We start from the raw sequence: 21,772 nt of genomic DNA on the forward strand, positions 1-21,772 counted from the left end.
ATTCGAGACGACCCTTCGCCGGCAGGGCGTCGACGAAGAACGCCAGCGGGTTGGCCGGATCATGGTTCACCGCGTGGTTGTTCTACGGTTGTCCGTCGCGCCACCAGAAGGGGTGAACGGTCGTAACTTTCCCGTGCGGGCCGCGTTCGCTGACGCTAAGAGATCAAGACGCTAAGAGATCAAGACGCCAAGGGATCAAGCGGTGACGTTCCGCGGGCGAGGTGGGCGGCTCGCGCCGTCACTCCCCCGGGTAGGCCCAGGGATTCGCCCGGCAGGTGATGCCGTCGTGGTCCAGGAACTTGGTCTGCTGCTGCATGACCGGGGCGAGGTCGCCGTCCTTGTCGCAGGTCACATGGTGGAAGCCGAGCCGGTGGCCGACCTCGTGGTTGATGAGCATCTGGCGGTAGGCGTGGATCTCGTCGCCGTAGGTCTCCGAACCCTGCGCCCACCGGTAGGCGTTGATCATCACCCGCTCGGTGGCGGCCGAGTCGCAGGAGACGTTGTCCACGGTGGTGTCCAGGCCGGACTTGGCGCACCAGTCCGCGGTCGTCCCCGGGCTGGCCAGCGTGATCACGAAATCGGGCTCGCCGGAGTGGATCCGCTCGAAGGTGCGGGCGCCGTCGTGGGCCCAGCTCCGGTCGTCGTTCAGCGTCTTCTGCACGGCCTCGGCGAAGAGCTCCGCGTCCAGCCCGAGCCCCTCCTCCACGTCGACGCGGTAGGTGAACTTCTGTCCCTTGCCGGGTGCCTTGTCGACGCCCTGCACGGCCTCGAACTTCCCCGACCCGTCGAGCGTGGCGCCCATGGCGTAGGTCCGGTCCATCTTCTGCTCGTACGTCGGGGGCGCGGCCGGCGACTCGGAGGGCGTCGGGCGTCCGTCACCGCGCGAGGCGGAGTCCCCTGTGTACCGCGCCTGGTCGGTGGCGGTCTGGGTCCGGGTACCGGACTCCTTGCCCCGGTTCGTGACCTGCCCGGCGACGACGACCGCGAGCACGGTGATGATCGCTGCGGCCGCGATGCCGGTGAAGGCGCGCCCCTTGGAACCGCGGCCGGACGCGGGCTCCCCGGTGGGCGGGAGGTGGTCGGCCCCGGTCTCGCTCGGCACCCCGACGCCGGGTGCGGACCAGTCGGTGACGGAGGCGTACGGATCGCCCTTGGTCCGCGGGGTGAAGACGTCGGTGCCCTCTTCGAAGGCGTCGAGGTAGTCCTGGCGTGGGCCGCCCCCCGCGCGCGTGGGCCGCTGTCGCGGTATCCCGGTGCCCGCCGCTGCCGGACCTCGCCTCACGTCACCCCATCCGCCGCCGGTCTCCCGCTGCTCCGGGTGCCCGCCGCGGACCTGGGGAAACCCGTGCGCGGGAGTCCCGTCGGGGAACCGCGGACTGCCGTGGGCAGGGGTCCCGTCGGGAAGCCGGGGGAACCCGTGCGCCGGAGTCCCGTCCGGCAGCCGGGGGAACCCGTGCGCGGGCGTCCCGTCCGGGAGCCGGGGAAAACCGTGCGCCGGAGTCCCGTCCGGCAGCCGGGGAAAACCGTGGGCGGGCGTCCCGTCCGGGAGCCGGGGAAAACCGTGGGCCGGCGTTCCGTCAGGAAGGCGCGGCCCAGGGTGAGCGGATGCTCCGTCAGGGAATCTCGTCCCGGGACGGGCTGACGAATCGTCGGGAAGACGCGGTACCCCGCGGGCCGGGGTGCCGTCGGAGACCCGCGGCCCTCCCGACGGCGGGCCGGCCTGCGGTGCCCCCCGCCGTCCGGCGGTGCCCTTGGTCTCCCCCTTGGGCGCGGGCCCGCGGCGGCTGTGGCGTCCCACTCGCGGCTCAGCTCCTCATGGTCTCGGTCACGGCCCCGCCGGCGTCCGGGACGGCTTCGGCGCCGGCCCCGGCTTCGGCGCCGGCCCCGGCTTCGGCGAGCAGCTCCCGGAAGGCCCGCGCCACCACGTCCGGGTACTCCATCATTGCCACGTGCCCGGCCTCCGGCAGGCTCAGCAGCCGGGACCCGCGAAAGGCACGGGCGGCCCGCTGGGCCATGCGGTAGCCGACGAGCTGGTCCCGGCCGCCGTAGACGAGGAGCGTCGGGGCGAGGACCCGCTCGGCCTGGCGCCAGAGCGCGTGCTGGCCGCCAAGCGTGTACGCGTTGACGATACCGCGTGCGGAACGCGTCATCGCGTCCCAGAAGTACGGCAGTTGGAGTCGGCGCTCCATCTCCTCGACGGCGTTGCGGAACCCGTCGGGCGAGACCCGCTCGGGATCGCCGTAGCAGAGGGCCATGACTCCGCGGACCCGCTGCTCGGCCGACCACTGCCGGGTGAGCCGGGAGAAGAGCCCGGTGACTCCGGGCAGCGCGAGCAGCGCCGTGGGTACGGCGGTGCGCTGGACCAGGATCTCCGGGAGGGCGGGCGACACGAGCGTGAGGGTACGGACCAGGTCCGGCCGTACGGCGGCGACGCGCGTGGAGACCGCGCCGCCGAGCGAATTACCGAAAAGGTGCACGGGCCCGCGCCCGGAGGCGTCGAGGTAGCGAATGACGGCGCGCGCGTGGGCGGTGACCGAGTAGTCGCCGTCGTCCGGCGGCGGGGAGTCGCCGAAGCCGGGCAGGTCGACGGCCTCGCCGTCGACGACCGCCTCCAGCTCCAGCATCAGCTCCGACCAGTTCTGCGAGGAGCCACCGAGACCGTGGACGAAGAGCGCGGGCGGCAGTCCCTCGCGGGCCGGCGGCCTGGAGCGCACGGACAGGGTGATGCCCGGCAGTCCGACCGACCGCAGCCGCTCCCCCTCCGCGACTCTGACGGTCGCCACCTTCGGCAGGACGTTGGCCGCCGGGACGGCGGACGGCAGCTCGGTCGAAGACATGCGGCAATGTTACGAGACGATCACGCAGTGGTTCATGTGTTCGCCGTCACAAGCACCTTGTGTGTCCCGCACCCATCGTCCGCGCGGTCTCAATGGCTGACTCCGCGGCCGGATGCGCACGGAGTAACCCCGCGGACGCGGATCGCATAGCGTCCGGATCGGGTGTCTCCTAGGCTCGTAGAGAGGGCACCCGCTGTGGCCCCTGCTTCTCCCAGGGACGTTCGTAGGAAGGGAGCCCATCATGGCCGTAGACCCCACCGACCCCGAGACCTTCGAGGACGAGGACAGTCAGCAGGCACAGGAGTTCGATGTCGAGGCCCCCGCGGCGGACGCGGCCGAGCAGCACGCCGCCGTGGCGCCCGACCACGACGACCCGCTGACCGGAGCCGACCAGGACCGGGCCAACGTCGCCGACCTGGCGGAACAGGCACGGGTCGTCTCGCTGGACGAGGACGACTACCGGTGACCGAGGGCGTCACCGGGCACTGTTGAGCTGAAGGGAGGCCGATTTTTGCCCGGCTCACCCGGCTTTCAAACCTTCCGCACGGCTTTCGCCACCGTCCGGTCCGTGAAATTCTGCGCTCGCACCGCGCACAGCAGGGTTACCGAAAAGTACGATGGCGGCGCGGCGCACACCGCAAGTGGACGATTTTGGGAGGCGGCGTGACAGCCATCGAGCAGACAGAGGCGGCACGCCCGCGAGGGACGCGCCTGCCGCGCCGTGCCCGACGCAACCAGCTGCTGGGTGCCGCGCAGGAAGTCTTCGTGGCGCAGGGCTACCACTCGGCCGCGATGGACGACATCGCCGAGCGGGCCGGCGTCAGCAAGCCGGTGCTCTACCAGCACTTCCCGGGCAAGCTCGACCTCTATCTCGCGCTGCTGGACCAGCACTGCGAGGCCCTGATCCAGTCCGTGCGGAACGCGCTCGCGTCGACCACCGACAACAAGCAGCGGGTCCGCGCGACCATGGACGCCTACTTCGCCTACGTCGAGGACGACGGCGGCGCCTTCCGGCTGGTCTTCGAGTCGGACCTGACCAACGAGCCCGCGGTGCGCGAGCGCGTCGACAAGGTCACGAACGAGTGCGCCGAGGCGATCTGCGAGGTCATCGCCGAGGACACGGGCCTGTCCCGCGCCGAGTCGATGCTGCTGGCCTCCGGCCTGGGCGGCCTCGCCCAGGTGGTGGCCCGCTCCTGGCTGCACAGCGACCGCAGCGTGCCGCGCGACCAGGCGGTGCAGCTGCTGACCTCGCTCGCCTGGCGCGGTATCGCGGGTTTCCCGCTGCACGGCACCGACCAGCAGCACTGAACGCCGCTTGTTCCCACCCGCTGTTCGCTCCTGGCGTTCTTGCGCGGAGCGTGAACGTCCCCTCACCGGGCTAATGTGTGCGGGGTACGGCGCGGAAGGTCGCGCACTTCACTGACCGTCGGAGGGACATAGCCGTGGAGGTCAAGATCGGCGTGCAGCACGCGCCCCGCGAGATCGTTCTGGAGAGCGGTCAGAGCGCCGAGGACGTCGAGCGGGCGGTGTCCGAGGCGCTCGCCGGCAAGACGGCGCTGCTGAGCCTGGTGGACGAGCACGGCCGCAAGGTCCTCGTCCCGGCCGACCGCCTCGCGTACGTCGAGCTCGGTGAGCCGGCCCCGCGCAAGGTGGGCTTCGGCGCGCTGTAGGCGACAGCTGACAAGGAAGGGCCCGGCGGTTCACGAACCGCCGGGCCCTTCGTCGTCCCGCCACCTGGAACACTCGCGTCCCCCTCCCGAACGGCCCACAACCAGGACACAGGGGAGGATTGGATTCCGCAGGTCAGGGGTAAGACGGGCTACGACCGAAGTGAGCAGGCCAGCCGTGTGGGAGGGACCCCAACATGCTCTTGGAAGCGCTGAGCTCCGCGATCCTCGGCCTCGCTCTGGCGTGGGCGGCGGCCCTCCGCTTCCCGCACCGCCTGCCCTCCCGCAGGCTGGTCCTGCCGACCGGGGTGGCGGGCGCGCTGTTCGGCGCCTTCATCACCCACACGGCGCTGGATCCGGGCAATCTGTTCCTGATCCTGGCCGGCGCGGCGGCGGTCTCGGTGGCGTCCCTGTCGCTCCTGCTGCGCCCGTCAGGCCGACGCCTGAGCCGCAGCGCCACGGCCTGAGGTAAAAGGGGCGGGCAGCCCCTGAGGGGCGCGGGGAACCGCGCGACCAGCCCCCACGCACCCGCACCAGCACATCCACCGGCACCCCGACACAGCAGAAGCGTTACGCGGCCAGCCCCAGCGCGGCCATCCGCTTGGTGTGCGCCTCGGTGATCCGGGAGAACATCCGCCCGACCTCCGCGAGGTCGAACCCGTCCGCCACTCCCCCGACCAGCATGGTCGACAGCGCGTCCCGGTCGGCGACCACCCGCTGCGACTGCGACAGCGCCTCGCCCATCAGCCGCCGGGCCCACAGTGCGAGCCGTCCGCCCACCCGCGGCTCGGCGTCGATCGCGGCCCGGACCTTCTCCACCGCGAACCCGGCGTGCCCCGTGTCGTCCAGCACCGCCAGGACCAGCTCGCGCGTGTCCGAGTCGAGGCGCGCCGCGACCTCGCGGTAGAAGTCGCTGGCGATCGAGTCGCCGACGTACGCCTTGACGAGACCCTCCAGCCAGTCGGAGGGCGCCGTCTGCTTGTGGAACCCGTCCAGCGCGGCGACGAACGGCTCCATCGCGAGCGTCGGCTCCTCACCGATCGAGGTCAGCCGGTCACGCAACTGCTCGAAGTGGTGGAACTCGGCCGACGCCATCTTCGCCAGCTCCGCCTTGTCCGCCAGGGTCGGCGCCAGCTTGGCGTCCTCCGCGAGCCGCTCGAACGCCGCGAGCTCCCCGTAGGCCAGCGCGCCGAGCAGGTCGACGACCGCGGCACGGTACTGCGGGTCGGCGGAGGCGGTCGCCCAGTCCTGGGCGGCGACCCCGGTGTGCTCGACAGGGGCTTCCGCGCTGTCCGCGGCCGGCTCAGGCTTGTCAGAGGTGGTCATGAAGCGCACAATAGCCCGCTCTCCGCAGGGGGGAAGTCCCTGGTCAATCAGTGTGACGACGACTACGTGACCAAATCGGCCATCGCATGTGCGCGAATCCGGGGTATGGTGGTAATGCGCCTGCTGAGCATGTCGACGCTGTTCGACGTTGTCTCGGCGGGCCCATGTATGAGGATGCCCGGTCGGTGGCCCGATCGGCTCCGACCCGACAGCCCCTCGTCCGTACGGCACTGTGCGTACGGATTCCCGGGGGGACACCCTCAGCGGTACGAGCGCTAGAGCGTCGGAAGTGGTCCCGTGCCCTACGGCTTGCCCGTAAGGCAGCCGACGTCCCCGGCACGGTCCGTCCAAGACCCCCTCGCTCGCCTCGCACCGCGCACACAGAAGAGGCAGCACCCTGACTACCACCTTCCGAGAGCTCGGAATCCTCCCCGAGACCGCCGAGGCGCTTGAGGCCGTCGGCATCGTCAACCCCTTCCCCATCCAGGAGATGACGCTCCCCGTCGCCCTGTCGGGCACCGACGTCATCGGCCAGGCCAAGACCGGTACCGGCAAGACGCTGGGCTTCGGTCTGCCGCTCCTGGAGCGCGTCACCGTCCCCGCCGACGTCGAGGCCGGCCGCGCCGCGCCCGAGGACCTCACCGACGCGCCGCAGGCGCTCGTCGTCGTCCCCACCCGCGAGCTGTGCACCCAGGTCACCAACGACCTGCTCACCGCCGGCAAGGTGCGCAACGTCCGCGTACTCGCCATCTACGGCGGTCGCGCCTACGAGCCCCAGGTCGAGGCCCTGAAGAAGGGCGTCGACGTCATCGTCGGCACCCCGGGCCGCCTGCTGGACCTCGCAGGCCAGAAGAAGCTCAACCTCAAGCACGTCAAGGCGCTCGTCCTGGACGAGGCCGACGAGATGCTCGACCTGGGCTTCCTGCCCGACGTCGAGAAGATCATCAACATGCTGCCGGCGCGCCGGCAGACCATGCTGTTCTCGGCGACCATGCCCGGCGCCGTGATCGGCCTCGCCCGCCGCTACATGTCGCAGCCCACCCACATCCGTGCCACCGCGCCGGACGACGAGGGTGTGACGGTCGCGAACATCTCGCAGCACGTGTACCGCGCGCACAACATGGACAAGCCCGAGATGGTGGCGCGCATCCTCCAGGCCGAGGGCCGCGGGCTGGCCATGGTCTTCTGCCGCACCAAGCGCACCGCGGCCGACCTCGCCGACCAGCTCAAGCAGCGGGGCTTCGCCTCCGGCGCGGTCCACGGCGACCTCGGTCAGGGCGCCCGCGAGCAGGCGCTGCGCGCCTTCCGCAACGGCAAGGTGGACGTGCTCGTCTGCACCGACGTCGCCGCGCGCGGCATCGACGTCGAGGGTGTCACGCACGTCATCAACTACCAGTCGCCGGAAGAGGAGAAGACGTACCTGCACCGCATCGGCCGCACCGGCCGCGCGGGCAAGACGGGTACGGCGATCACGCTGGTCGACTGGGACGACATCCCGCGCTGGCAGCTCATCAACAAGGCGCTGGAGCTGAGCTTCAACGACCCGCCGGAGACGTACTCCACCTCCCCGCACCTCTTCGAGGAGCTGAAGATCCCCGCGGGCACCAAGGGTGTGCTGCCCCGCTCGGAGCGCACGCGCGCCGGGCTGGACGCGGAGGAGCTGGAGGACCTCGGCGAGACCGGCGGCCGCGGTGCACGCGGACGCGCCGGCAACAGGGGCGGTCGCGGCGACGGCCGGGACGAGTCCCGTTCCGGTGACCGCGAGCGCACGGCCCGTACCCCGCGCCGCCGTCGCCGCACCCGCGGCGGAGCCCTGCTGGACGGTGCCGCGGCACCGGTCGGCACGGACGCGCCCGAGGCGGCCCCGGTCGCCGAGGAGGCCACCGGCACCCGCACCCCGCGCCGCCGTCGCCGCACCCGTGGCGGGGCCGCGCCGGAGTCGCAGGCGGCCACGCCCACGGTGACGGAGGCCGCGCAGACCGCGGTCGACACGGCCGAGGCGAGCACCGAGCCGATCGCGGAGGCGCTCGCCGAAGCTCCCGCGAGGACGCGTCGTCGCCGTACCCGCAAGGCCGCGGAGGCCACCGCCGTCTCGGCCGAGGCGACGGTCGTCGAGACCCCGCAGCCGGTGGCGGAGGCCCCGGCGGCGGCCGTGGTCGTCGAGGCACCGGAGTCCGCGCCCGCGGAGTCCGCTGCCGCGGAGTCGGAGGCCACGGTCACCAAGCCGCGCCGCCGCACCCGCAAGGCCACCGAGCCGGCCGCCGAGGCCTCGCTCGACACGGCCGAGGCCACCGAGGCCAAGCCCGCCACCCGCCGCACCCGCAAGGCCACCACGGCCACCCCGGAGGCGACGGAGGCGACCACCGAGGCCGCACCGAAGGCACGCCGTACCCGCAAGGCCGCCGAGGCCGCGCCGGAGGCGGAGGCCGCCGCCGAGGCCAAGCCGCGCCGCACCCGCAAGACCACGGCAGCCGCCGAAGCCGCGCTCGACACGGCCGAGGCCACCGAGGCCAAGCCCGCCACCCGCCGCACCCGCAAGGCCACCACGGCCACCGCCGAGCCCGCCGACATCCCGGCCCAGGCCACGGCGGAGCCGACGGAGGCCGAGGCCAAGCCGCGGCGGACCCGGGCGAAGGCGACGGCCGAGGCCGCGGTGGACACCGCCGAGGCCACGGAGTCCAAGCCGAGGACGCGCCGTACGCGCAAGGTCGCCGAGACGGCCCCGGAGGCGGAGGCCGCCGCCGAGGCCAAGCCGCGCCGCACCCGCAAGACCACGGCAGCCGCCGAAGCCGCGCTCGACACGGCCGAGGCCACCGAGGCCAAGCCCGCCACCCGCCGCACCCGCAAGGCCACCACGGCCACCCCGGAGGCGACGGAGGCGACCACCGAGGCCGCGCCGAAGGCACGCCGTACCCGCAAGGCCGCCGAGCCGGCCGAGATCCCGGCCCAGGCAGCCGAGGAGCCGACGGCCCCGCGCCGCCGGACCCGCAAGACGGCTCAGGCCGCGGTGGACACCACGGCGGGCGCCGCGGAGGCGACCGAGGCGGAGGCCAAGCCCCGCACCCGCCGCACCCGCAAGGCCGCGGTCGCCGCGGAGCCCACGGAGGGCTGATCCCGTACCGAACGGCCCGTTCCCACGCCTTGTGGGGACGGGCCGTTCGGCGTTTCCACCGCGCTCCGCCCCGGCCCCGCGAAATCCACCCGTCCCTCGCGCCCGCTACCCTCACCCCGTGACGAGCCCCGCCGCCCTGACCCCGCCCTCCGATGCGCGCGCGTACCCGCTGCGTACGGCACGTGGGGAGTTCGCCGTCGTGGACTGTCCGGTGCCGGAAGGCGTCGAGCCGCGCGGTGTCGCCGTGCTGCTGCCCGGATTCACCGGCAGCAAGGAGGACTTCACGCTCCTGCACGCGCCGCTCGCGGCACGCGGCTACCGCACGGTCGCCGTGGACGGGCGCGGACAGTACGAGTCGGACGGGCCGGCGGACGACGAATCCGCCTACGCGCGGGGCGAGTTGGCGCGTGACGTGCTCGCGCAGGCCGAGGCGCTCGGCGGCCGGATCCATCTCGTGGGGCACTCCCTCGGCGGCCAGATCGCCCGCTCCGCCGCCCTCCTCGACACGGCTCCCTTCCGGTCCCTGACGCTCGTGGCGTCCGGCCCGGCGCGGATCTCCGACTCCCAGCAGCGGCGGGTGAAACTGCTCCGGGACGCGCTCGCGGTGATGACGATGCCCGAGGTGTGGGAGGCGATCCTGGCCATGGGCCCCCCGGAGGAGGTCGGCGGACCGGCCCGCGGCATCGGCGGCATGGAGCATCTCCGGCGCCGCTGGCTGGGTAACAAGCCCGCCCAACTGACCGCCGCCGGAACGCAGTTGTGCACCGAGCCGGACCGGGTCGCCGAGCTGGCCGCCACGGCGCTGCCCTGCCATGTGCTGTCGGGAGAGCGGGACGACACCTGGCCGGTGCGGCTGCTCGACGAGATGGCCGTCCGGCTGCGCGCCCACCGCACGGTCGTCCCGGGCGCCGAGCACTCCCCCAACGCGGAGCGGCCCCTGCCCACGGCCGAGGCCCTGGCCGACTTCTGGGACGCCCGGCAGTAGCGCCGCAGCAGCCCCGCGGCGTCGGCTAGTACTGCGTCCGCAGGTGCTCCCAGAACCCGTCCCGCAGGGACCGCCGCAGGTCCGCCTGTCCGCGCAGGGAGTACTGGAGCAGTCCCTCCGCCTCGACCAGCAGGTCCTGGTCGACCGAGCCCGGCAGATAGGGGTGCCCGGGGAGCAGTTCCACCAGCGACTCCCGGCCCCGCGCCGCCAGCCACTTCGCCGCGATCTGGGCCCCCACGAAGCGGACGTCCTCGCGGGTCGGCCGGGACGCGGACGTGTCGTGCGCGGCCGTGCGGCGGGAGACGTAGGGCTTGATGAAGTCCAGGTCGAGGGTGCGCTGGCTGTCGACCTCCCAGAGCAGCGGCTCGGCCTGGTTGCGCCCCTCGGGCGCCTCGATGCCCCAGAGGTGGACCCGGGCGCCGTAGCCCTGGGCCGCCTCCACGGCCGAGACCAGGTCCTCGTCGCCGCCGAGGAGCGCGGCGTCGCTGATGGCGCGGTGCCGGGCGAGTGACTCCAGGTCGGTGCGGATCAGGGAGTCGACGCCCTTCTGCTGGTTGTTGGCGTTGAGGTTGCCGAGCCGCACCTTGACGTCGGGCAGCTCGGCGATGGACTGCTGCTCGGCGGTGTGGATGCGGCGCCGGGCGCCGTCGTACCAGTAGACGCGCAGCAGCCTGCTGTCGGCGAAGATCGTGCGGGCGCGGTCGATGAGGGCTTCGATCAGCCCCTCGGCGTCCAGATCGAAGGCCCGTCGGTCCTCGGTCCCGGCGACGAGCCGGCCCGCGGCGGCGTACAGGTATCCCGCGTCGACGAAGATCGCATGGGTCGAGGGTGTCTTGGCCACCTCGGCGAGCATGCGCTGGAGCAACTCGTTGGTGTGGTCGATACGGGCGCCGAGCGCCGCGAGGTCGTCGTTCATCGCCTCCATTGTCCCGGCGGTCACGCAATGAATACAACCGGTCCCGTTCAGTCCACGACGAACCGCTTACCGGTCAGTAGTTAGTCGTTCGAAAAATTTCTTTAGCGTAGGGAATGTTTGTAACAAGCGTGCCGTTGAATACGTACGGCGAGCGGGACACCGAAGATCCGCACGCCACCGACGAAGTAGTTCTCCTCAGGAGGATGACCAGACGAAGGGAGAAGCCTGTGCGCTTCGAGATCATGCGACTCGACGAGGTCGACGGCACCACCGTGGACAGCACCGTCGTGGACGCCGCCTCCGTCAACCGGATCGTGCAGCAGGCCGCCGCCATCGGGCAGCGGCTGTGGATCCGCCCGGCCGACACCACGGCCTCGTAACACCGACGCGGGTCTCACCGAGACTTCAGGGCCCCCTCCGGCAACCGTGCCGGAGGGGGCCCTGCGTTCGTGGCGGCGCCGCTCAGGAGCCCTGGACGACCTGGGTGACGCCGTTGATGATCTGCTGCACGGCGATGGCGGAGAGCATCATGCCCGCGAGCCGGGTCACCAGCACCACTCCGCCGTCCTTGATCACCTTGATGATCAGCAGCGAGTACCGCATCACCAGCCAGAGCACGACATGGATGGCGAGGATCGCCGCCCACACCGAGACCTGGGTGGCCGCGCTGTCCGCCTTCTGCACGGCCAGGATGACGGAGACGATCGCGCCCGGCCCGGCCAGCAGCGGCATGCCCAGCGGCACCAGCGCGACGTTCACGTCCTTGGTCTGCTTCGGCTCGTCCGTCTTGCCGGTGAGCAGGTCGAGCGCGATGAGCAGGAGCAGCAGTCCGCCCGCGATCATCAGGGCGGGCACGGAGACGTGCAGGTAGTCGAGGATCTGGTGGCCGAGGAGCCCGAAGACGGTGATGACACCGCCCGCCACGCAGACGGCCTGGAAGGCCATGCGCTTCTGCACCTTGGCCGGGCGGCCCGAGGTGAGGGCGAGGAAGATCGGGGTGATCCCGGGGGGATCCATGATGACGAAAAGGGTCAGGAACAGAGAGCCGAATACGGCGACGTCGAACATCGGTGAAGGGGCCTTGCTGAGGAGCGAGCGTACGGAGGGACGGCGGGAGCGGGGGCTCAGGCTCCGCCGGCACCCGGCACCGGGAACGCGCCGGTGGCGCGCCGGGTGATCTCGCCGTAGACCTCGGGGTCGGTCGTGTACTCGCCGAGCAGGCAGGTCTTGCGGCTGCCGTGGTAGTCGCTGGAGCCGGTCGTCAGCAGGCCGAGTTCCGCGCCCAGGCCGCGCAGTCGCGCCCTGGTCTCCGGGTCGTGGTCCATGTGGTCGACCTCGATGCCGTCGAGGCCGGCCGCCGCCATCTTGGCGATCGCCGACTCCGGCACCGTCCGGCCGCGCTTGACGGCGGCCGGGTGCGCGAACACCGCGACTCCGCCCGCGCCCTTGATCAGCCGGATCGCCTCGAAGGGGTCCGTCTCGTGCTTCTCGACGAAGGCACGCCCGCCGTCGGCCAGCCAGTCCTGCGTGAAGGCGTCGCCCACGGTCGGCACGACCCCCAGCTCGACCAGCGCCGAGGCCACGTGGGGCCGCCCGACGGAACCGTCACCGGCGATCCGCGAGACCTGCTCCCAGGTGACCGGCACGCCCAGCTCGTTCAGCTTGGCGATCATGCCCTGGGCGCGCGGCACCCGGTCGTCCCGCACGAGCTCCCGCTCGGCGAACAGTTCCGGCTCCTCGGGGTCGAAGAGGTAGGCCAGCATGTGCATGCTGACGCCGTCGAGGCGGCAGGAGAGTTCGGCGCCGGTCACCAGCGTGAGCCCCTCGGGCAGCGCGGCGACGGCCTCGGCGTATCCACGGGTGGTGTCGTGGTCGGTCAGCGCCACGACGTCGAGCCCGGCAGCGGCGGCGTTGCGCACCAGCTCGGCGGGCGTGTCCGTGCCGTCGGACGCGGTGGAGTGGGTGTGCAGATCGATACGCACGCGCGGACTCCAACGGGTCGGACGGAAATGAGGACACGCCCAGGATAGCGCCTGGGCGGACCGCTCCTGTCACACCCGAAACCGGGGTTCGGTTCTTACGAACCGGCTGTGCGGGGCCAGTGAACGGGCCCTACGGCTCCAGCAGCCGGGGCGACAGCGCGCCGCAGGGCACCAGGTCGACCTCGGCCCCCGCGTCCCGGAGGTCGGTCAGCACCAGTTCGTCGTACATCAGCAACCCGGACTGCTCGGGCCAGACCACGGCCCACAGCCACAGTCCACGGGCCTCCCCGGCGAAGACCGCCCGGTCGTCCGGTGCGCCGGTGACATGCCACAGCGGGGTCGGCCGCCCGGCCGCGAGCACCTTGGCCTGGGCCGGCTTCTCGACGTTCATGTAGGGCCCGGGGTCGGGGCCGTCGACGCCCGCGTACCGCGCGCCGAGGCCGACTCCGAGTTCCTCGGCGACCAGGATCAGCTCACCCAAGCCGCCGAGCGGCCCGGGGCCCGTACAGGCGACGGCCGTGGCCCGTCCCCCGCCCCGGTCGTCCCCCGCGCAGGCGACGCCCGTGAACAGCCAGCCCACCGGCAGCGGCCACGGCATCCACACCGGGACCTGGGTGCGATGCACGACGACGCTGAGGGCCTCGACGCTGGGCGGGATCACGGGCTGCAGCGGATGCACCGTGCCGTGGACATCGCACTGCCAGGAATCGGCGAAGAGTCCGGGAGCCCTGACCCGGCCACCACACTTCGGGCAACTGGGTTCGCCCCTCATAGGGCCCCACGGTCCTACCCCATCCGCGCCACGTCAAGGACGATCACCCGTCCGGGCGGAACGGCCCCGCCGGAGCGAGTTAGATGTATGTTGCATTAATTAGCTGGGCTAACTTATCATGTGTAAACACCAACCATCTTTCACCGGGATCGGAGTCACCACATGGACCCCTTCGAGGCGGGAGCCGGCGGGCTCCTGCGACAGCCCAAGGCCGTATGGGCGACGGCCGGAGCCTCGGTCGTCGCCTTCATGGGCATCGGCCTGGTCGACCCGATCCTGCCGTCGATCGCCCAGGGCCTGGACGCCTCGGCGAGCCAGGTCTCCCTGCTCTTCACCTCGTACTTCCTGATCACGGCCGTGGCGATGCTGGTCACCGGCTTCGTCTCCAGCCGGATCGGCGGCCGCAGGACCCTGCTGCTCGGCCTCGCCCTCGTCGTCGTCTTCGCGGGCCTGGCCGGCACCTCGGACTCGGTCGCCGAACTCGTCGGCTTCCGGGCCGGCTGGGGTCTGGGCAACGCCCTCTTCGTCTCCACCGCCCTGGCCGTCATCGTCGGCGCCGCGGCGGGCGGCAGCGCGGCGGCGATCCTCCTCTACGAGTCCGCCCTGGGCCTGGGCATGGCGTGCGGACCGCTGCTGGGCGCGGTGCTGGGCGACGCGAACTGGCGCTACCCGTTCTTCGGCACGGCCTTCCTGATGGCCGTCGGCTTCCTCTGCATCACGGCGTTCCTGAAGGAGCAGCCGCGGCCGGCGCGGAAGACCGGACTGCTCGACCCCGTCAAGGCGCTCGGCCACGGCGGTCTGGCCTCGGCCGCCGTCTCGTCGTTCTTCTACAACTACACGTTCTTCACCGTGCTGGCCTTCACCCCGTTCGTCCTGAACATGAGCCCGTACGAGTCGGGGGCCGTGTTCTTCGGCTGGGGTGTGCTGCTCGCGGTCTTCTCGGTCCTCGTGGCGCCGCGGCTGCAACGGCGCTTCGGCTCACTGAAGGTGCTCGGCGGCTCACTGGTGCTGCTCGCGGCCGACGTCCTCGTCCTCGGCTACGGCAGCCACACCACGGCCGTCGTCTGCACCGTCCTGTCCGGCGTCTTCATCGGCGTGAACAACACCGTCTACACCGAACTGGCGCTCGGCGTGTCGGACGCGCCGCGGCCCGTGGCGAGCGCCGGCTACAACTTCGTGCGCTGGTTCGCCGCCGCTGCCGCGCCCTACTTCGCGCCGAAGATCGAGGAGTGGACCGACCTCCGCGTCCCGTTCGTGGTGGCGGCGGTCACGGCCCTGCTCGGCGCGGCCGTGGTCGTCGTACGGCGCAAGGCCCTCACCCATGAGGCGGCGGAACCGGAGACCCGGCACGCCACCGAGGACGGCGTCACCGTGTTCGCCAACTGACCGATACCCACGACCGGTTGGTGAGCTTGCTCACGTCAGCGGGACGGTGCCGCGGGACGGATCCCTGAGGTCCGTCCCGTTCGCGAGCCAGCGCTCCTGGAGGGCCTGCGCGCCGTGCACCCGCTTCCAGGCGGCCTCGTTCGGGGTCATGGGGAGCAGCGGCAGGAAGTGGACCGGGTCCATGGGCTCGTCCAGTTCGAGGTCCTCGACCAGACCGCCGGGCTCGGCGACCAGCACCGAGGTGAACGGGGCGCCCGGCCAGAGGGGTTCACCCACGTCGAGCGAGGCGCCGGGCGCCACGACGACGCCCTCGACCTGCGGGGACGCGCCGAGCACGGCCAGAGGGCGGAGCACCTTGTCGGTGTCGGACACGCCCGCGCGGACGGACAGGAGCAGTTCGGCGCGGGGCCCCTTGACCGGGTCCGCGAGCATCGCGTTGGGGTCCGTCATGGGCTGGGCCGACATGCCGAGGGTGGCGTAGCGGACGACGTCGCCCGCACGGAAACGGAGCACCTCCACGCGGTCCGTGCCGAGGAAGGTGACCGCGGCGCGGGCGTCCGGTTCGCCCAGCGCGGAACGCAACCGGGCCTCGACCAGAGGAAGAACATCAACCATGCGGCGAGCATAGAACTCGTCAGCACCAGGCAAAGCAACGCCTTGACACTTCAGTCGGCTGATACTCTTGCGCGGTGGTTCGGGGCAGCATGCTGAAGCATCGCGGTCAGGCCCCGACGCCGACGACACTCCCTTACGAGGGACCGGCCGGAGGAGGTGGGGCTGCAATGGATCGAAGTCGACCGTGCAGTAGCACCCGCTCTTCCCGCCGCTGACGTAGCCGCTCTGCTTCTAGCCGGCTGCCACCTCTCGCCTGCCTTTCCGCGGAAGAGCCTTCGTTTCGTTTTGCCTGATCTGTCAGTCAGCAGCAGTAGCTGAAACAGCAGCGAAGAACGCCACCGCAACGGTGCGGTGCTCCCCGCTTTGTGGACGTGCCAAACATCCTTCCCGCCTCCCGTGCGGGAGAAGCCTGAAGGACGTCCCCATTCCGGGTAGTTCCACCCGTCGTAGTGGCCTTTCGCTGCCTGCTCGCGAAGGAGCCTGCCATGTCGATGATCCGTGACCTGCGTGCCGCGGTCCGCCCCTCCCGTCCCTCGCTGCGCAAGGCCGTGCGCGTGGACGGCGGCGCCTACGACACCACCCGTGACCCCGGTACGCCCTCCGCCGTCGTCGACTGCGCCGTCTATCGCGACGGCGCGCGCGTCGAGAGCGGAGGGCAGCTGAGTCCGCACGAGGCGATGCGTCGCGTGCGGCGCGACGGCGGGTTCGTCTGGATCGGCCTGCACGAGCCCACCGAGGCCGAATTCGCGGGTATCGCCAGCGAGTTCGGGCTCCACCCGCTGGCCGTGGAGGACGCCGTCCAGGCCCACCAGCGGCCCAAGCTGGAGCGCTACGACGACTCGCTGTTCACGGTCTTCAAGACGGTGCACTACGTCGAGCACGCCGAACTCACCGCCACCAGCGAGGTGGTGGAGACCGGCGAGGTCATGTGCTTCACCGGCCGGGACTTCTTCATCACCGTCCGGCACGGCGGACAGGGCTCGCTGCGGGCGCTGCGGCACCGGCTCCAGGACGACCCCGAGCTGCTCGCCAAGGGCCCCTCGGCGGTGCTGCACGCCATCGCCGACCATGTCGTCGACGGTTACATCGCCGTGGCCGACTCGCTCCAGGACGACATCGACGACGTGGAGACCGACGTCTTCTCGCCGGGCCGCAAGGGCAGCCCGCGCGGCACCGACGCCGGACGGATCTACCAACTGAAGCGGGAGATCCTGGAGTTCAAGCGCGCGGTGTCGCCGCTGCTGCGGCCGATGCAGCTGCTGAGCGAGCGGCCGATGCGGCTGGTCGACCCCGACATCCAGAAGTACTTCCGGGACGTGGCCGACCACCTCGCCCGCGTCCAGGAGCAGGTCGTCGGCTTCGACGAGTTGCTGAACTCCATCCTCCAGGCCAACCTCGCGCAGGCGTCCGTGGCGCAGAACGAGGACATGCGCAAGATCACCTCTTGGGCGGCGATCATCGCCGTACCGACGATGGTGTGCGGGGTGTACGGCATGAACTTCGACTACATGCCGGAGACGCACTGGAAGTTCGGCTACCCGATGGTGCTCGGCTTCACGGTGATGATCTGCTTCGGCATCCACCGCACCCTCAAGCGCAACGGCTGGCTCTAGAGCCCTGCCACGGGCTCTAGGGAGGGTCCGGCGGGGCTGGCTAGGGTGGGGGCATGACTAGCGAGCTGCTCGACCAGGCCCTCGTCGAGGAGGCCACGAAGAAGTCCGGGCTGATCTGGGTCAAGGGTCCCGGTGTGCCGGCCCGGGCGCTGTGGCACGTGTGGCACGAGGGCGCGGCCTGCGTGGTCGGCGACGGGCCGGGCGAGCAGCCGCTGCCGGGGCTCATCGACGGCGGCGAGGCCGAGGTGACCGTCCGCAGCAAGGACAAGGGCGGCCGGCTGGTGTCCTGGACGGCGAAGGCCGTGGAGCTGGCGCCGGAGTCGGAGCAGTGGGAGGCGACGGTCGCGGAGCTGAAGGGCAAGCGGCTGAACGCGCCCGACGGCGAGGCGATGCCCGGGCGCTGGGCGCGGGAGTGCCGGGTGCTCCGGCTGGAGCCGACCGGGACGGTCGCACCGCTGCCGGACGGGGATCTGTCCGAGGCGCCGCTGCCGTCCCCGGCGACCACCCGGCAGCCGATCCCCGCGGGCCTGCCGAAGCTGCTGCTGAAGCGCCGCGGCCGCAGGTAGCGCCCCCGGTCAGGACGTCGGCAGCTGCTTGCCGTAGTCCACCGTCTCGTCCTTCTTCGGCTCCTCCAGCTCGAAGCCCTCGCCCCAGGAGGAGAAGGTCAGGGTGCCCGCGTCGCCGCCGCGGACCAGGCGCAGCGGGTAGGGGGTGCCCTCCAGGGAGACGTCCAGCGTGCCGCCGGAGCCCTGGTCGCCGGTGATGCGGACGGTCCGGACGCCGGACTGCTCGTAGCGCCCGTCGGTCTCCACGGTGCCGTGCAGGGTCAGCAGGCCCCCCAGCAGCACATCCATCTCCGTGAAGCCGATGAACTTCTTGTACGACGGGTCGCCCTGCGGCACCTTGACGTACTTGCCGTCGAGCTTGGCCGCGGCCGCCCCGTCCGCCTTCGCGTCGCCGTCGCTCCAGAAGCCGGCGTCCGCCATCAGGAAGAGCTGCTCGTCGACGCGGAGCAGCCGGAAGGTCGCGCCCTCCGCGGTGACCGAGCCCATGGCGCCGTCGTCCTTCAGCCGCATGTCGAGCTTGTAGGTGCGCCCGCTGGTCACCACGCTCCCGGACAGCCGTACCGCGTCGGCGGACTCGGCGGCCTTCAGCGTCTTCTTCTGGATCTGGGGGGCGGTCAGCTTGCCCACCCCGTTGGTGCCGGCGTCCGGGTCCTCGCTACTGCATCCCGTCAGCCCCGTCACGACCAGGGCGCACAGCGCGCTCACCAGCGCGGCCCGGCGGGTACGGCCCTGAGGAGTCACAGTCACAGGTGGGGCTGCCTTTCTGACGGGTCCTGATCGGCGTACGGCAGCGTACCGGGGTCGGCCCGGCGCGGCGGAGCCAGTCCGTCCGGACCGCTCACCAGGGCGTATCCGATCGGGACGGGCTAGCCTGAAGCCCACCCGAGCGGGCATACCGGACAGAGCCGTCGAGGAGGTGCGGTCATGGCAGGGGGCACCCCCCGCGTCTTCGTCTCGCACCTCTCCGCCATCGCCGTCTTCGACCCCAACGGCGACCAGGTGGGGCGGGTCCGCGACCTGGTCGTCATGCTGCGGGTCGGCCGCAGGCCCCCGCGGCTGCTCGGTCTGGTCGTCGAACTGTCCACCCGGCGCCGCATCTTCCTGCCCATGACCCGGGTGACCAGCATCGAGACCGGCGAGGTCATCACCACCGGCGTGCTCAACGTGCGCCGCTTCGAGCAACGGCCGACCGAGCGCCTGGTCTTCGGCGAGCTGCTGGACCGGCGGGTCACCCTCGTCGAGACCGGCGAGGAGGTCACGGTCCTGGACCTGTCGGTGCAGCAGCTGCCCGCCCGGCGGGACTGGGAGATCGACCGGGTCTTCGTGCGCAAGGGCGGCAGGAGCGGGCCGCTGCGGCGGACCAAGGGCGAGGCGCTCACCGTCGAGTGGTCCGCGGTGACCGGCTTCTCGCTGGAGGAGCAGGGGCAGGGCGCCGAGAGCCTGCTCGCGACCTTCGAGCAGCTGCGCCCCGCCGACCTCGCCAACGTGCTGCACCATCTCTCCGCCAAGCGGCGCGCCGAGGTCGCCGCCGCCCTCGACGACGACCGGCTCGCCGACGTGCTGGAGGAACTCCCGGAGGACGACCAGATCGAGATCCTCGGCAAGCTGAAGGAGGAACGGGCCGCGGACGTCCTGGAGGCCATGGACCCCGACGACGCGGCCGACCTGCTCTCGGAGCTGCCCGAGGCGGACAAGGAACGGCTGCTGAGCCTGATGCAGCCCGCCGACGCGGCCGACATGCGCCGGCTGATGTCGTACGAGGAGCACACGGCGGGCGGTCTGATGACGACCGAGCCCATCGTGCTGCGGCCCGACGCCACCGTCGCCGACGCCCTCGCCCGGGTCCGCAACGCCGACCTCTCCCCCGCGCTCGCCGCCCAGGTCTACGTCTGCCGGCCGCCCGACGAGACACCCACGGGGAAGTACCTCGGCACGGTCCACTTCCAGCGCCTGCTGCGCGACCCGCCGTACACGCTGGTCAGCGCGCTCCTCGACGAGGACCTCCAGGCCCTGGACCCGGACGCGGCGCTGCCGGTCGTCGCCGGGTTCTTCGCCACGTACGACATGGTCGCCGCGCCCGTGGTCGACGAGTCCGGCTCGCTGCTGGGCGCGGTCACCGTGGACGACGTCCTGGACCACATGCTGCCCGAGGACTGGCGGGAGACGGAGTTCCATCTCGACGAGGGCGAAGAGGCGGCGGCCCATGGCTCCTGAACGCGAGGGCGTCCGCGAGCGCACCGCGACCGGGGCGACCGCCACCGGACGGCCGCGCGCCCGGCTCGACCAGCCGCGGCCGCCGCGCCGCCGGCTCCTGCCGGAATGGGACCCGGAGGCCTTCGGGCGGCTCTCCGAGCGGATCGCGCGCTTCCTGGGCACCGGGCGGTTCATCGTCTGGATGACGGTCGCGATCATCGTGTGGGTGCTGTGGAACATCTTCGCCCCGACCGACCTGCGCTTCGACGAGTACCCGTTCATCTTCCTGACCCTGATGCTCTCGCTCCAGGCCTCCTACGCCGCCCCCCTGATCCTGCTCGCGCAGAACCGGCAGGACGACCGCGACCGGGTCAACCTCGAACAGGACCGCAAGCAGAACGAGCGGTCCATCGCGGACACCGAGTACCTGACCCGGGAGATCGCCTCGCTGCGGATCGGCCTCGGCGAGGTGGCCACCCGCGACTGGATCCGCTCCGAGCTCCAGGACGTTCTGAGGGAACTGGACGGCCACCGTCCGGACGGACATGCCGTATTCCCGGCAGAACGGTCGCACGGACGTGACACAGACGACCGCTGAGGGGCATCCCGAAGGCCCCCGCGGTCGCCGTACCATCGTCCTTATGGCTACGGAAGACGCGGTGCGCGAGGCACTGTCGACGGTGAACGACCCCGAGATCAACCGCCCCATCACCGAACTCGGGATGGTCAAGTCGGTGGAGATCGGCGCGGACGGGACGGTCGCGGTCACCGTGTACCTGACCGTCTCCGGCTGCCCCATGCGGGACACCATCACCCAGCGCGTCACCGAGGCGGTCTCCCGGGTCGAGGGAGTCACCGGCGTCGAGGTCACGCTGGACGTCATGAGCGACGAGCAGCGCAAGGAACTGGCGACGGCGCTGCGCGGCGGCCAGACCGAACGCGAGGTCCCCTTCGCCAAGCCCGGCTCGCTGACCCGCGTCTACGCGGTCGCCTCCGGCAAGGGCGGCGTCGGCAAGTCGTCGGTCACCGTGAACCTCGCGGCGGCCATGGCGGCGGACGGGCTGAAGGTCGGTGTCGTGGACGCCGACATCTACGGCCACTCGGTGCCGCGCATGCTGGGCGCCGACGGCCGTCCCACCCAGGTCGAGAACATGATCATGCCGCCGTCCGCGCACGGCGTGAAGGTCATCTCCATCGGCATGTTCACCCCGGGCAACGCGCCCGTCGTGTGGCGCGGCCCGATGCTGCACCGGGCCCTTCAGCAGTTCCTGGCGGACGTGTACTGGGGCGACCTGGACGTGCTGCTGCTGGACCTGCCGCCGGGCACCGGTGACATCGCGATCTCCGTCGCGCAGCTGGTCCCGAACGCCGAGATCCTGGTCGTGACGACCCCGCAGCAGGCCGCGGCCGAGGTGGCCGAGCGCGCCGGTTCCATCGCCGTGCAGACCCACCAGAAGATCGTCGGCGTGGTCGAGAACATGTCCGGCCTGCCCTGCCCGCACTGCGACGAGATGGTCGACGTCTTCGGCACGGGCGGCGGCCAGCTCGTCGCCGACGGGCTGACCCGTACCACCGGCGCGACCGTCCCGGTGCTCGGCTCCATCCCGATCGACGTCCGTCTGCGCGAGGGCGGCGACGAGGGCAAGCCGGTGGTCCTGACCGACCCCGACAGCCCGGCGGGCGGCGCGCTGCGCGCCATCGCGGGCAAGCTCGGCGGGCGGCAGCGCGGCCTCTCGGGGCTGTCGCTCGGGATCACGCCCCGCAACAAGTTCTGAGCCCGCTCCGGACACGACGAGGAAGGG

General features: G+C 71.7%; 22 protein-coding genes. 13 read left to right on the forward strand and 9 right to left on the reverse strand.

Translation table 11 applies throughout. The features are described 5' to 3' along the window. Positions 1 to 238: 238 nt before the first annotated feature. Both AB0E07_RS12025 and AB0E07_RS12030 read right to left on the reverse strand, forming a co-directional pair. A complete protein-coding gene (locus AB0E07_RS12025; RefSeq protein WP_362249092.1) occupies positions 239 to 1,798 on the reverse strand; it encodes a DUF3152 domain-containing protein in 1,560 nt (519 codons plus the stop codon). Positions 1,799 to 1,805: 7 nt separating this feature from the next. Continuing rightward, on the reverse strand, positions 1,806 to 2,837 hold the full coding sequence (locus AB0E07_RS12030) for an alpha/beta hydrolase (RefSeq protein WP_362249095.1): 1,032 nt from the start codon (positions 2,835 to 2,837) through the stop codon (positions 1,806 to 1,808). Between the two features lie 241 nt (positions 2,838 to 3,078). Here AB0E07_RS12030 and AB0E07_RS12035 point away from each other — a divergent pair, with 241 nt between their 5' ends. The 4 genes from AB0E07_RS12035 to AB0E07_RS12050 all read left to right on the forward strand — a co-directional run bounded on the left by AB0E07_RS12035 (position 3,079) and on the right by AB0E07_RS12050 (position 4,971). Further along, a complete protein-coding gene (locus tag AB0E07_RS12035; RefSeq protein ID WP_362249098.1) occupies positions 3,079 to 3,303 on the forward strand; it encodes a hypothetical protein in 225 nt (74 codons plus the stop codon). Between the two features lie 197 nt (positions 3,304 to 3,500). Continuing rightward, positions 3,501 to 4,145 carry a TetR/AcrR family transcriptional regulator gene (locus AB0E07_RS12040; protein ID WP_362249101.1) on the forward strand — a complete coding sequence of 215 codons (645 nt, stop codon included), beginning with the start codon at positions 3,501 to 3,503 and terminating at the stop codon, positions 4,143 to 4,145. Between the two features lie 134 nt (positions 4,146 to 4,279). Continuing rightward, positions 4,280 to 4,507 carry a DUF3107 domain-containing protein gene (locus tag AB0E07_RS12045; RefSeq protein WP_351923370.1) on the forward strand — a complete coding sequence of 76 codons (228 nt, stop codon included), beginning with the start codon at positions 4,280 to 4,282 and terminating at the stop codon, positions 4,505 to 4,507. 194 nt (positions 4,508 to 4,701) lie between these two features. Further along, positions 4,702 to 4,971: a hypothetical protein gene (locus AB0E07_RS12050; protein ID WP_362249104.1), complete on the forward strand. Its 270-nt coding sequence runs from the start codon at positions 4,702 to 4,704 to the stop codon at positions 4,969 to 4,971. Positions 4,972 to 5,074: 103 nt separating this feature from the next. On the opposite strand, the gene AB0E07_RS12055 is transcribed toward AB0E07_RS12050, so the two are convergent. Beyond that, positions 5,075 to 5,839, reverse strand: a complete 765-nt coding sequence (locus tag AB0E07_RS12055; protein ID WP_362249107.1) for a ferritin-like fold-containing protein — start codon at positions 5,837 to 5,839, stop codon at positions 5,075 to 5,077. Between the two features lie 481 nt (positions 5,840 to 6,320). On the opposite strand from AB0E07_RS12055, the gene AB0E07_RS12060 reads away from it, so the two are divergent. Together AB0E07_RS12060 and AB0E07_RS12065 are read left to right on the forward strand one after the other, a co-directional pair. Continuing rightward, a complete protein-coding gene (locus AB0E07_RS12060; RefSeq protein WP_362249110.1) occupies positions 6,321 to 8,942 on the forward strand; it encodes a DEAD/DEAH box helicase in 2,622 nt (873 codons plus the stop codon). Between the two features lie 118 nt (positions 8,943 to 9,060). After that, the gene (locus AB0E07_RS12065; RefSeq protein ID WP_362249113.1) at positions 9,061 to 9,927 is read left to right on the forward strand and encodes an alpha/beta hydrolase; all 867 of its coding nucleotides are present in this window, start codon (positions 9,061 to 9,063) and stop codon (positions 9,925 to 9,927) included. A gap of 25 nt (positions 9,928 to 9,952) precedes the next feature. Here AB0E07_RS12065 and AB0E07_RS12070 read toward each other — a convergent pair whose 3' ends face one another. Further along, complete coding sequence (locus AB0E07_RS12070) at positions 9,953 to 10,843, reverse strand: NYN domain-containing protein (RefSeq protein WP_362249116.1); 891 nt, start codon at positions 10,841 to 10,843, stop codon at positions 9,953 to 9,955. Positions 10,844 to 11,046: 203 nt separating this feature from the next. Here AB0E07_RS12070 and AB0E07_RS12075 point away from each other — a divergent pair, with 203 nt between their 5' ends. Next, on the forward strand, positions 11,047 to 11,223 hold the full coding sequence (locus tag AB0E07_RS12075; protein WP_362249690.1) for a hypothetical protein: 177 nt from the start codon (positions 11,047 to 11,049) through the stop codon (positions 11,221 to 11,223). A gap of 82 nt (positions 11,224 to 11,305) precedes the next feature. Here the strand turns inward: AB0E07_RS12075 and AB0E07_RS12080 are convergent, their stop codons facing one another. From AB0E07_RS12080 to AB0E07_RS12090, 3 genes are all read right to left on the reverse strand, one after another. Continuing rightward, entirely contained in the window at positions 11,306 to 11,911 is a 606-nt protein-coding gene (locus AB0E07_RS12080; protein ID WP_362249119.1) for a MarC family protein, read from the reverse strand. 56 nt (positions 11,912 to 11,967) lie between these two features. Continuing rightward, positions 11,968 to 12,825, reverse strand: coding sequence for a PHP domain-containing protein (locus tag AB0E07_RS12085; protein WP_362249122.1), 858 nt, complete (start codon positions 12,823 to 12,825; stop codon positions 11,968 to 11,970). Between the two features lie 130 nt (positions 12,826 to 12,955). Further along, complete coding sequence (locus AB0E07_RS12090) at positions 12,956 to 13,597, reverse strand: DUF6758 family protein (RefSeq protein ID WP_362249125.1); 642 nt, start codon at positions 13,595 to 13,597, stop codon at positions 12,956 to 12,958. A gap of 162 nt (positions 13,598 to 13,759) precedes the next feature. Here AB0E07_RS12090 and AB0E07_RS12095 point away from each other — a divergent pair, with 162 nt between their 5' ends. Next, complete coding sequence (locus tag AB0E07_RS12095) at positions 13,760 to 14,983, forward strand: MFS transporter (protein ID WP_362249128.1); 1,224 nt, start codon at positions 13,760 to 13,762, stop codon at positions 14,981 to 14,983. 30 nt (positions 14,984 to 15,013) lie between these two features. On the opposite strand, the gene AB0E07_RS12100 is transcribed toward AB0E07_RS12095, so the two are convergent. After that, positions 15,014 to 15,598, reverse strand: a complete 585-nt coding sequence (locus tag AB0E07_RS12100) for a suppressor of fused domain protein (RefSeq protein WP_362249131.1) — start codon at positions 15,596 to 15,598, stop codon at positions 15,014 to 15,016. Between the two features lie 485 nt (positions 15,599 to 16,083). On the opposite strand from AB0E07_RS12100, the gene AB0E07_RS12105 reads away from it, so the two are divergent. After that, positions 16,084 to 17,211, forward strand: a complete 1,128-nt coding sequence (locus AB0E07_RS12105; RefSeq protein ID WP_362249134.1) for a magnesium and cobalt transport protein CorA — start codon at positions 16,084 to 16,086, stop codon at positions 17,209 to 17,211. A gap of 53 nt (positions 17,212 to 17,264) precedes the next feature. Next, positions 17,265 to 17,777 carry a hypothetical protein gene (locus AB0E07_RS12110; RefSeq protein ID WP_362249136.1) on the forward strand — a complete coding sequence of 171 codons (513 nt, stop codon included), beginning with the start codon at positions 17,265 to 17,267 and terminating at the stop codon, positions 17,775 to 17,777. Positions 17,778 to 17,786: 9 nt separating this feature from the next. On the opposite strand, the gene AB0E07_RS12115 is transcribed toward AB0E07_RS12110, so the two are convergent. After that, positions 17,787 to 18,524, reverse strand: coding sequence for a hypothetical protein (locus AB0E07_RS12115; protein WP_362249139.1), 738 nt, complete (start codon positions 18,522 to 18,524; stop codon positions 17,787 to 17,789). 177 nt (positions 18,525 to 18,701) lie between these two features. Here AB0E07_RS12115 and AB0E07_RS12120 point away from each other — a divergent pair, with 177 nt between their 5' ends. The 3 genes from AB0E07_RS12120 to AB0E07_RS12130 are packed head-to-tail and all read left to right on the forward strand — an operon-like array spanning position 18,702 to position 21,745. Further along, positions 18,702 to 19,991, forward strand: coding sequence for a CBS domain-containing protein (locus AB0E07_RS12120; RefSeq protein WP_362249142.1), 1,290 nt, complete (start codon positions 18,702 to 18,704; stop codon positions 19,989 to 19,991). Continuing rightward, a complete protein-coding gene (locus AB0E07_RS12125) occupies positions 19,981 to 20,568 on the forward strand; it encodes a DUF1003 domain-containing protein (RefSeq protein ID WP_362249145.1) in 588 nt (195 codons plus the stop codon). The genes AB0E07_RS12120 and AB0E07_RS12125 overlap by 11 nt, the downstream gene beginning before the upstream one ends. A gap of 43 nt (positions 20,569 to 20,611) precedes the next feature. Further along, positions 20,612 to 21,745 (forward strand): Mrp/NBP35 family ATP-binding protein, encoded by a 1,134-nt coding sequence (locus AB0E07_RS12130; protein WP_362249148.1) that lies wholly within the window; start codon positions 20,612 to 20,614, stop codon positions 21,743 to 21,745. Positions 21,746 to 21,772: the final 27 nt, after the last annotated feature.

This window comes from Streptomyces sp. NPDC048002 (assembly GCF_040653275.1).
Classification (GTDB): Bacteria; Actinomycetota; Actinomycetes; order Streptomycetales; family Streptomycetaceae; genus Streptomyces.

What these genes read in the sequence shown, in the direction of transcription:
- AB0E07_RS12030 (WP_362249095.1), bottom strand. Translation starts at nt 2,837, where the DNA reads ATGTCTTCGACCGAGCTGCCGTCCGCCGTCCCGGCGGCCAACGTCCTG.
- AB0E07_RS12035 (WP_362249098.1), top strand. Translation starts at nt 3,079, where the DNA reads ATGGCCGTAGACCCCACCGACCCCGAGACCTTCGAGGACGAGGACAGT.
- AB0E07_RS12050 (WP_362249104.1), top strand. Translation starts at nt 4,702, where the DNA reads ATGCTCTTGGAAGCGCTGAGCTCCGCGATCCTCGGCCTCGCTCTGGCG.
- AB0E07_RS12060 (WP_362249110.1), top strand. Translation starts at nt 6,321, where the DNA reads ATGACGCTCCCCGTCGCCCTGTCGGGCACCGACGTCATCGGCCAGGCC.
- AB0E07_RS12070 (WP_362249116.1), bottom strand. Translation starts at nt 10,843, where the DNA reads ATGAACGACGACCTCGCGGCGCTCGGCGCCCGTATCGACCACACCAAC.
- AB0E07_RS12075 (WP_362249690.1), top strand. Translation starts at nt 11,047, where the DNA reads ATGACCAGACGAAGGGAGAAGCCTGTGCGCTTCGAGATCATGCGACTC.
- AB0E07_RS12080 (WP_362249119.1), bottom strand. Translation starts at nt 11,911, where the DNA reads ATGTTCGACGTCGCCGTATTCGGCTCTCTGTTCCTGACCCTTTTCGTC.
- AB0E07_RS12090 (WP_362249125.1), bottom strand. Translation starts at nt 13,597, where the DNA reads ATGAGGGGCGAACCCAGTTGCCCGAAGTGTGGTGGCCGGGTCAGGGCT.
- AB0E07_RS12095 (WP_362249128.1), top strand. Translation starts at nt 13,760, where the DNA reads ATGGACCCCTTCGAGGCGGGAGCCGGCGGGCTCCTGCGACAGCCCAAG.
- AB0E07_RS12100 (WP_362249131.1), bottom strand. Translation starts at nt 15,598, where the DNA reads ATGGTTGATGTTCTTCCTCTGGTCGAGGCCCGGTTGCGTTCCGCGCTG.
- AB0E07_RS12105 (WP_362249134.1), top strand. Translation starts at nt 16,084, where the DNA reads ATGTCGATGATCCGTGACCTGCGTGCCGCGGTCCGCCCCTCCCGTCCC.
- AB0E07_RS12110 (WP_362249136.1), top strand. Translation starts at nt 17,265, where the DNA reads ATGACTAGCGAGCTGCTCGACCAGGCCCTCGTCGAGGAGGCCACGAAG.
- AB0E07_RS12120 (WP_362249142.1), top strand. Translation starts at nt 18,702, where the DNA reads ATGGCAGGGGGCACCCCCCGCGTCTTCGTCTCGCACCTCTCCGCCATC.
- AB0E07_RS12125 (WP_362249145.1), top strand. Translation starts at nt 19,981, where the DNA reads ATGGCTCCTGAACGCGAGGGCGTCCGCGAGCGCACCGCGACCGGGGCG.
- AB0E07_RS12130 (WP_362249148.1), top strand. Translation starts at nt 20,612, where the DNA reads ATGGCTACGGAAGACGCGGTGCGCGAGGCACTGTCGACGGTGAACGAC.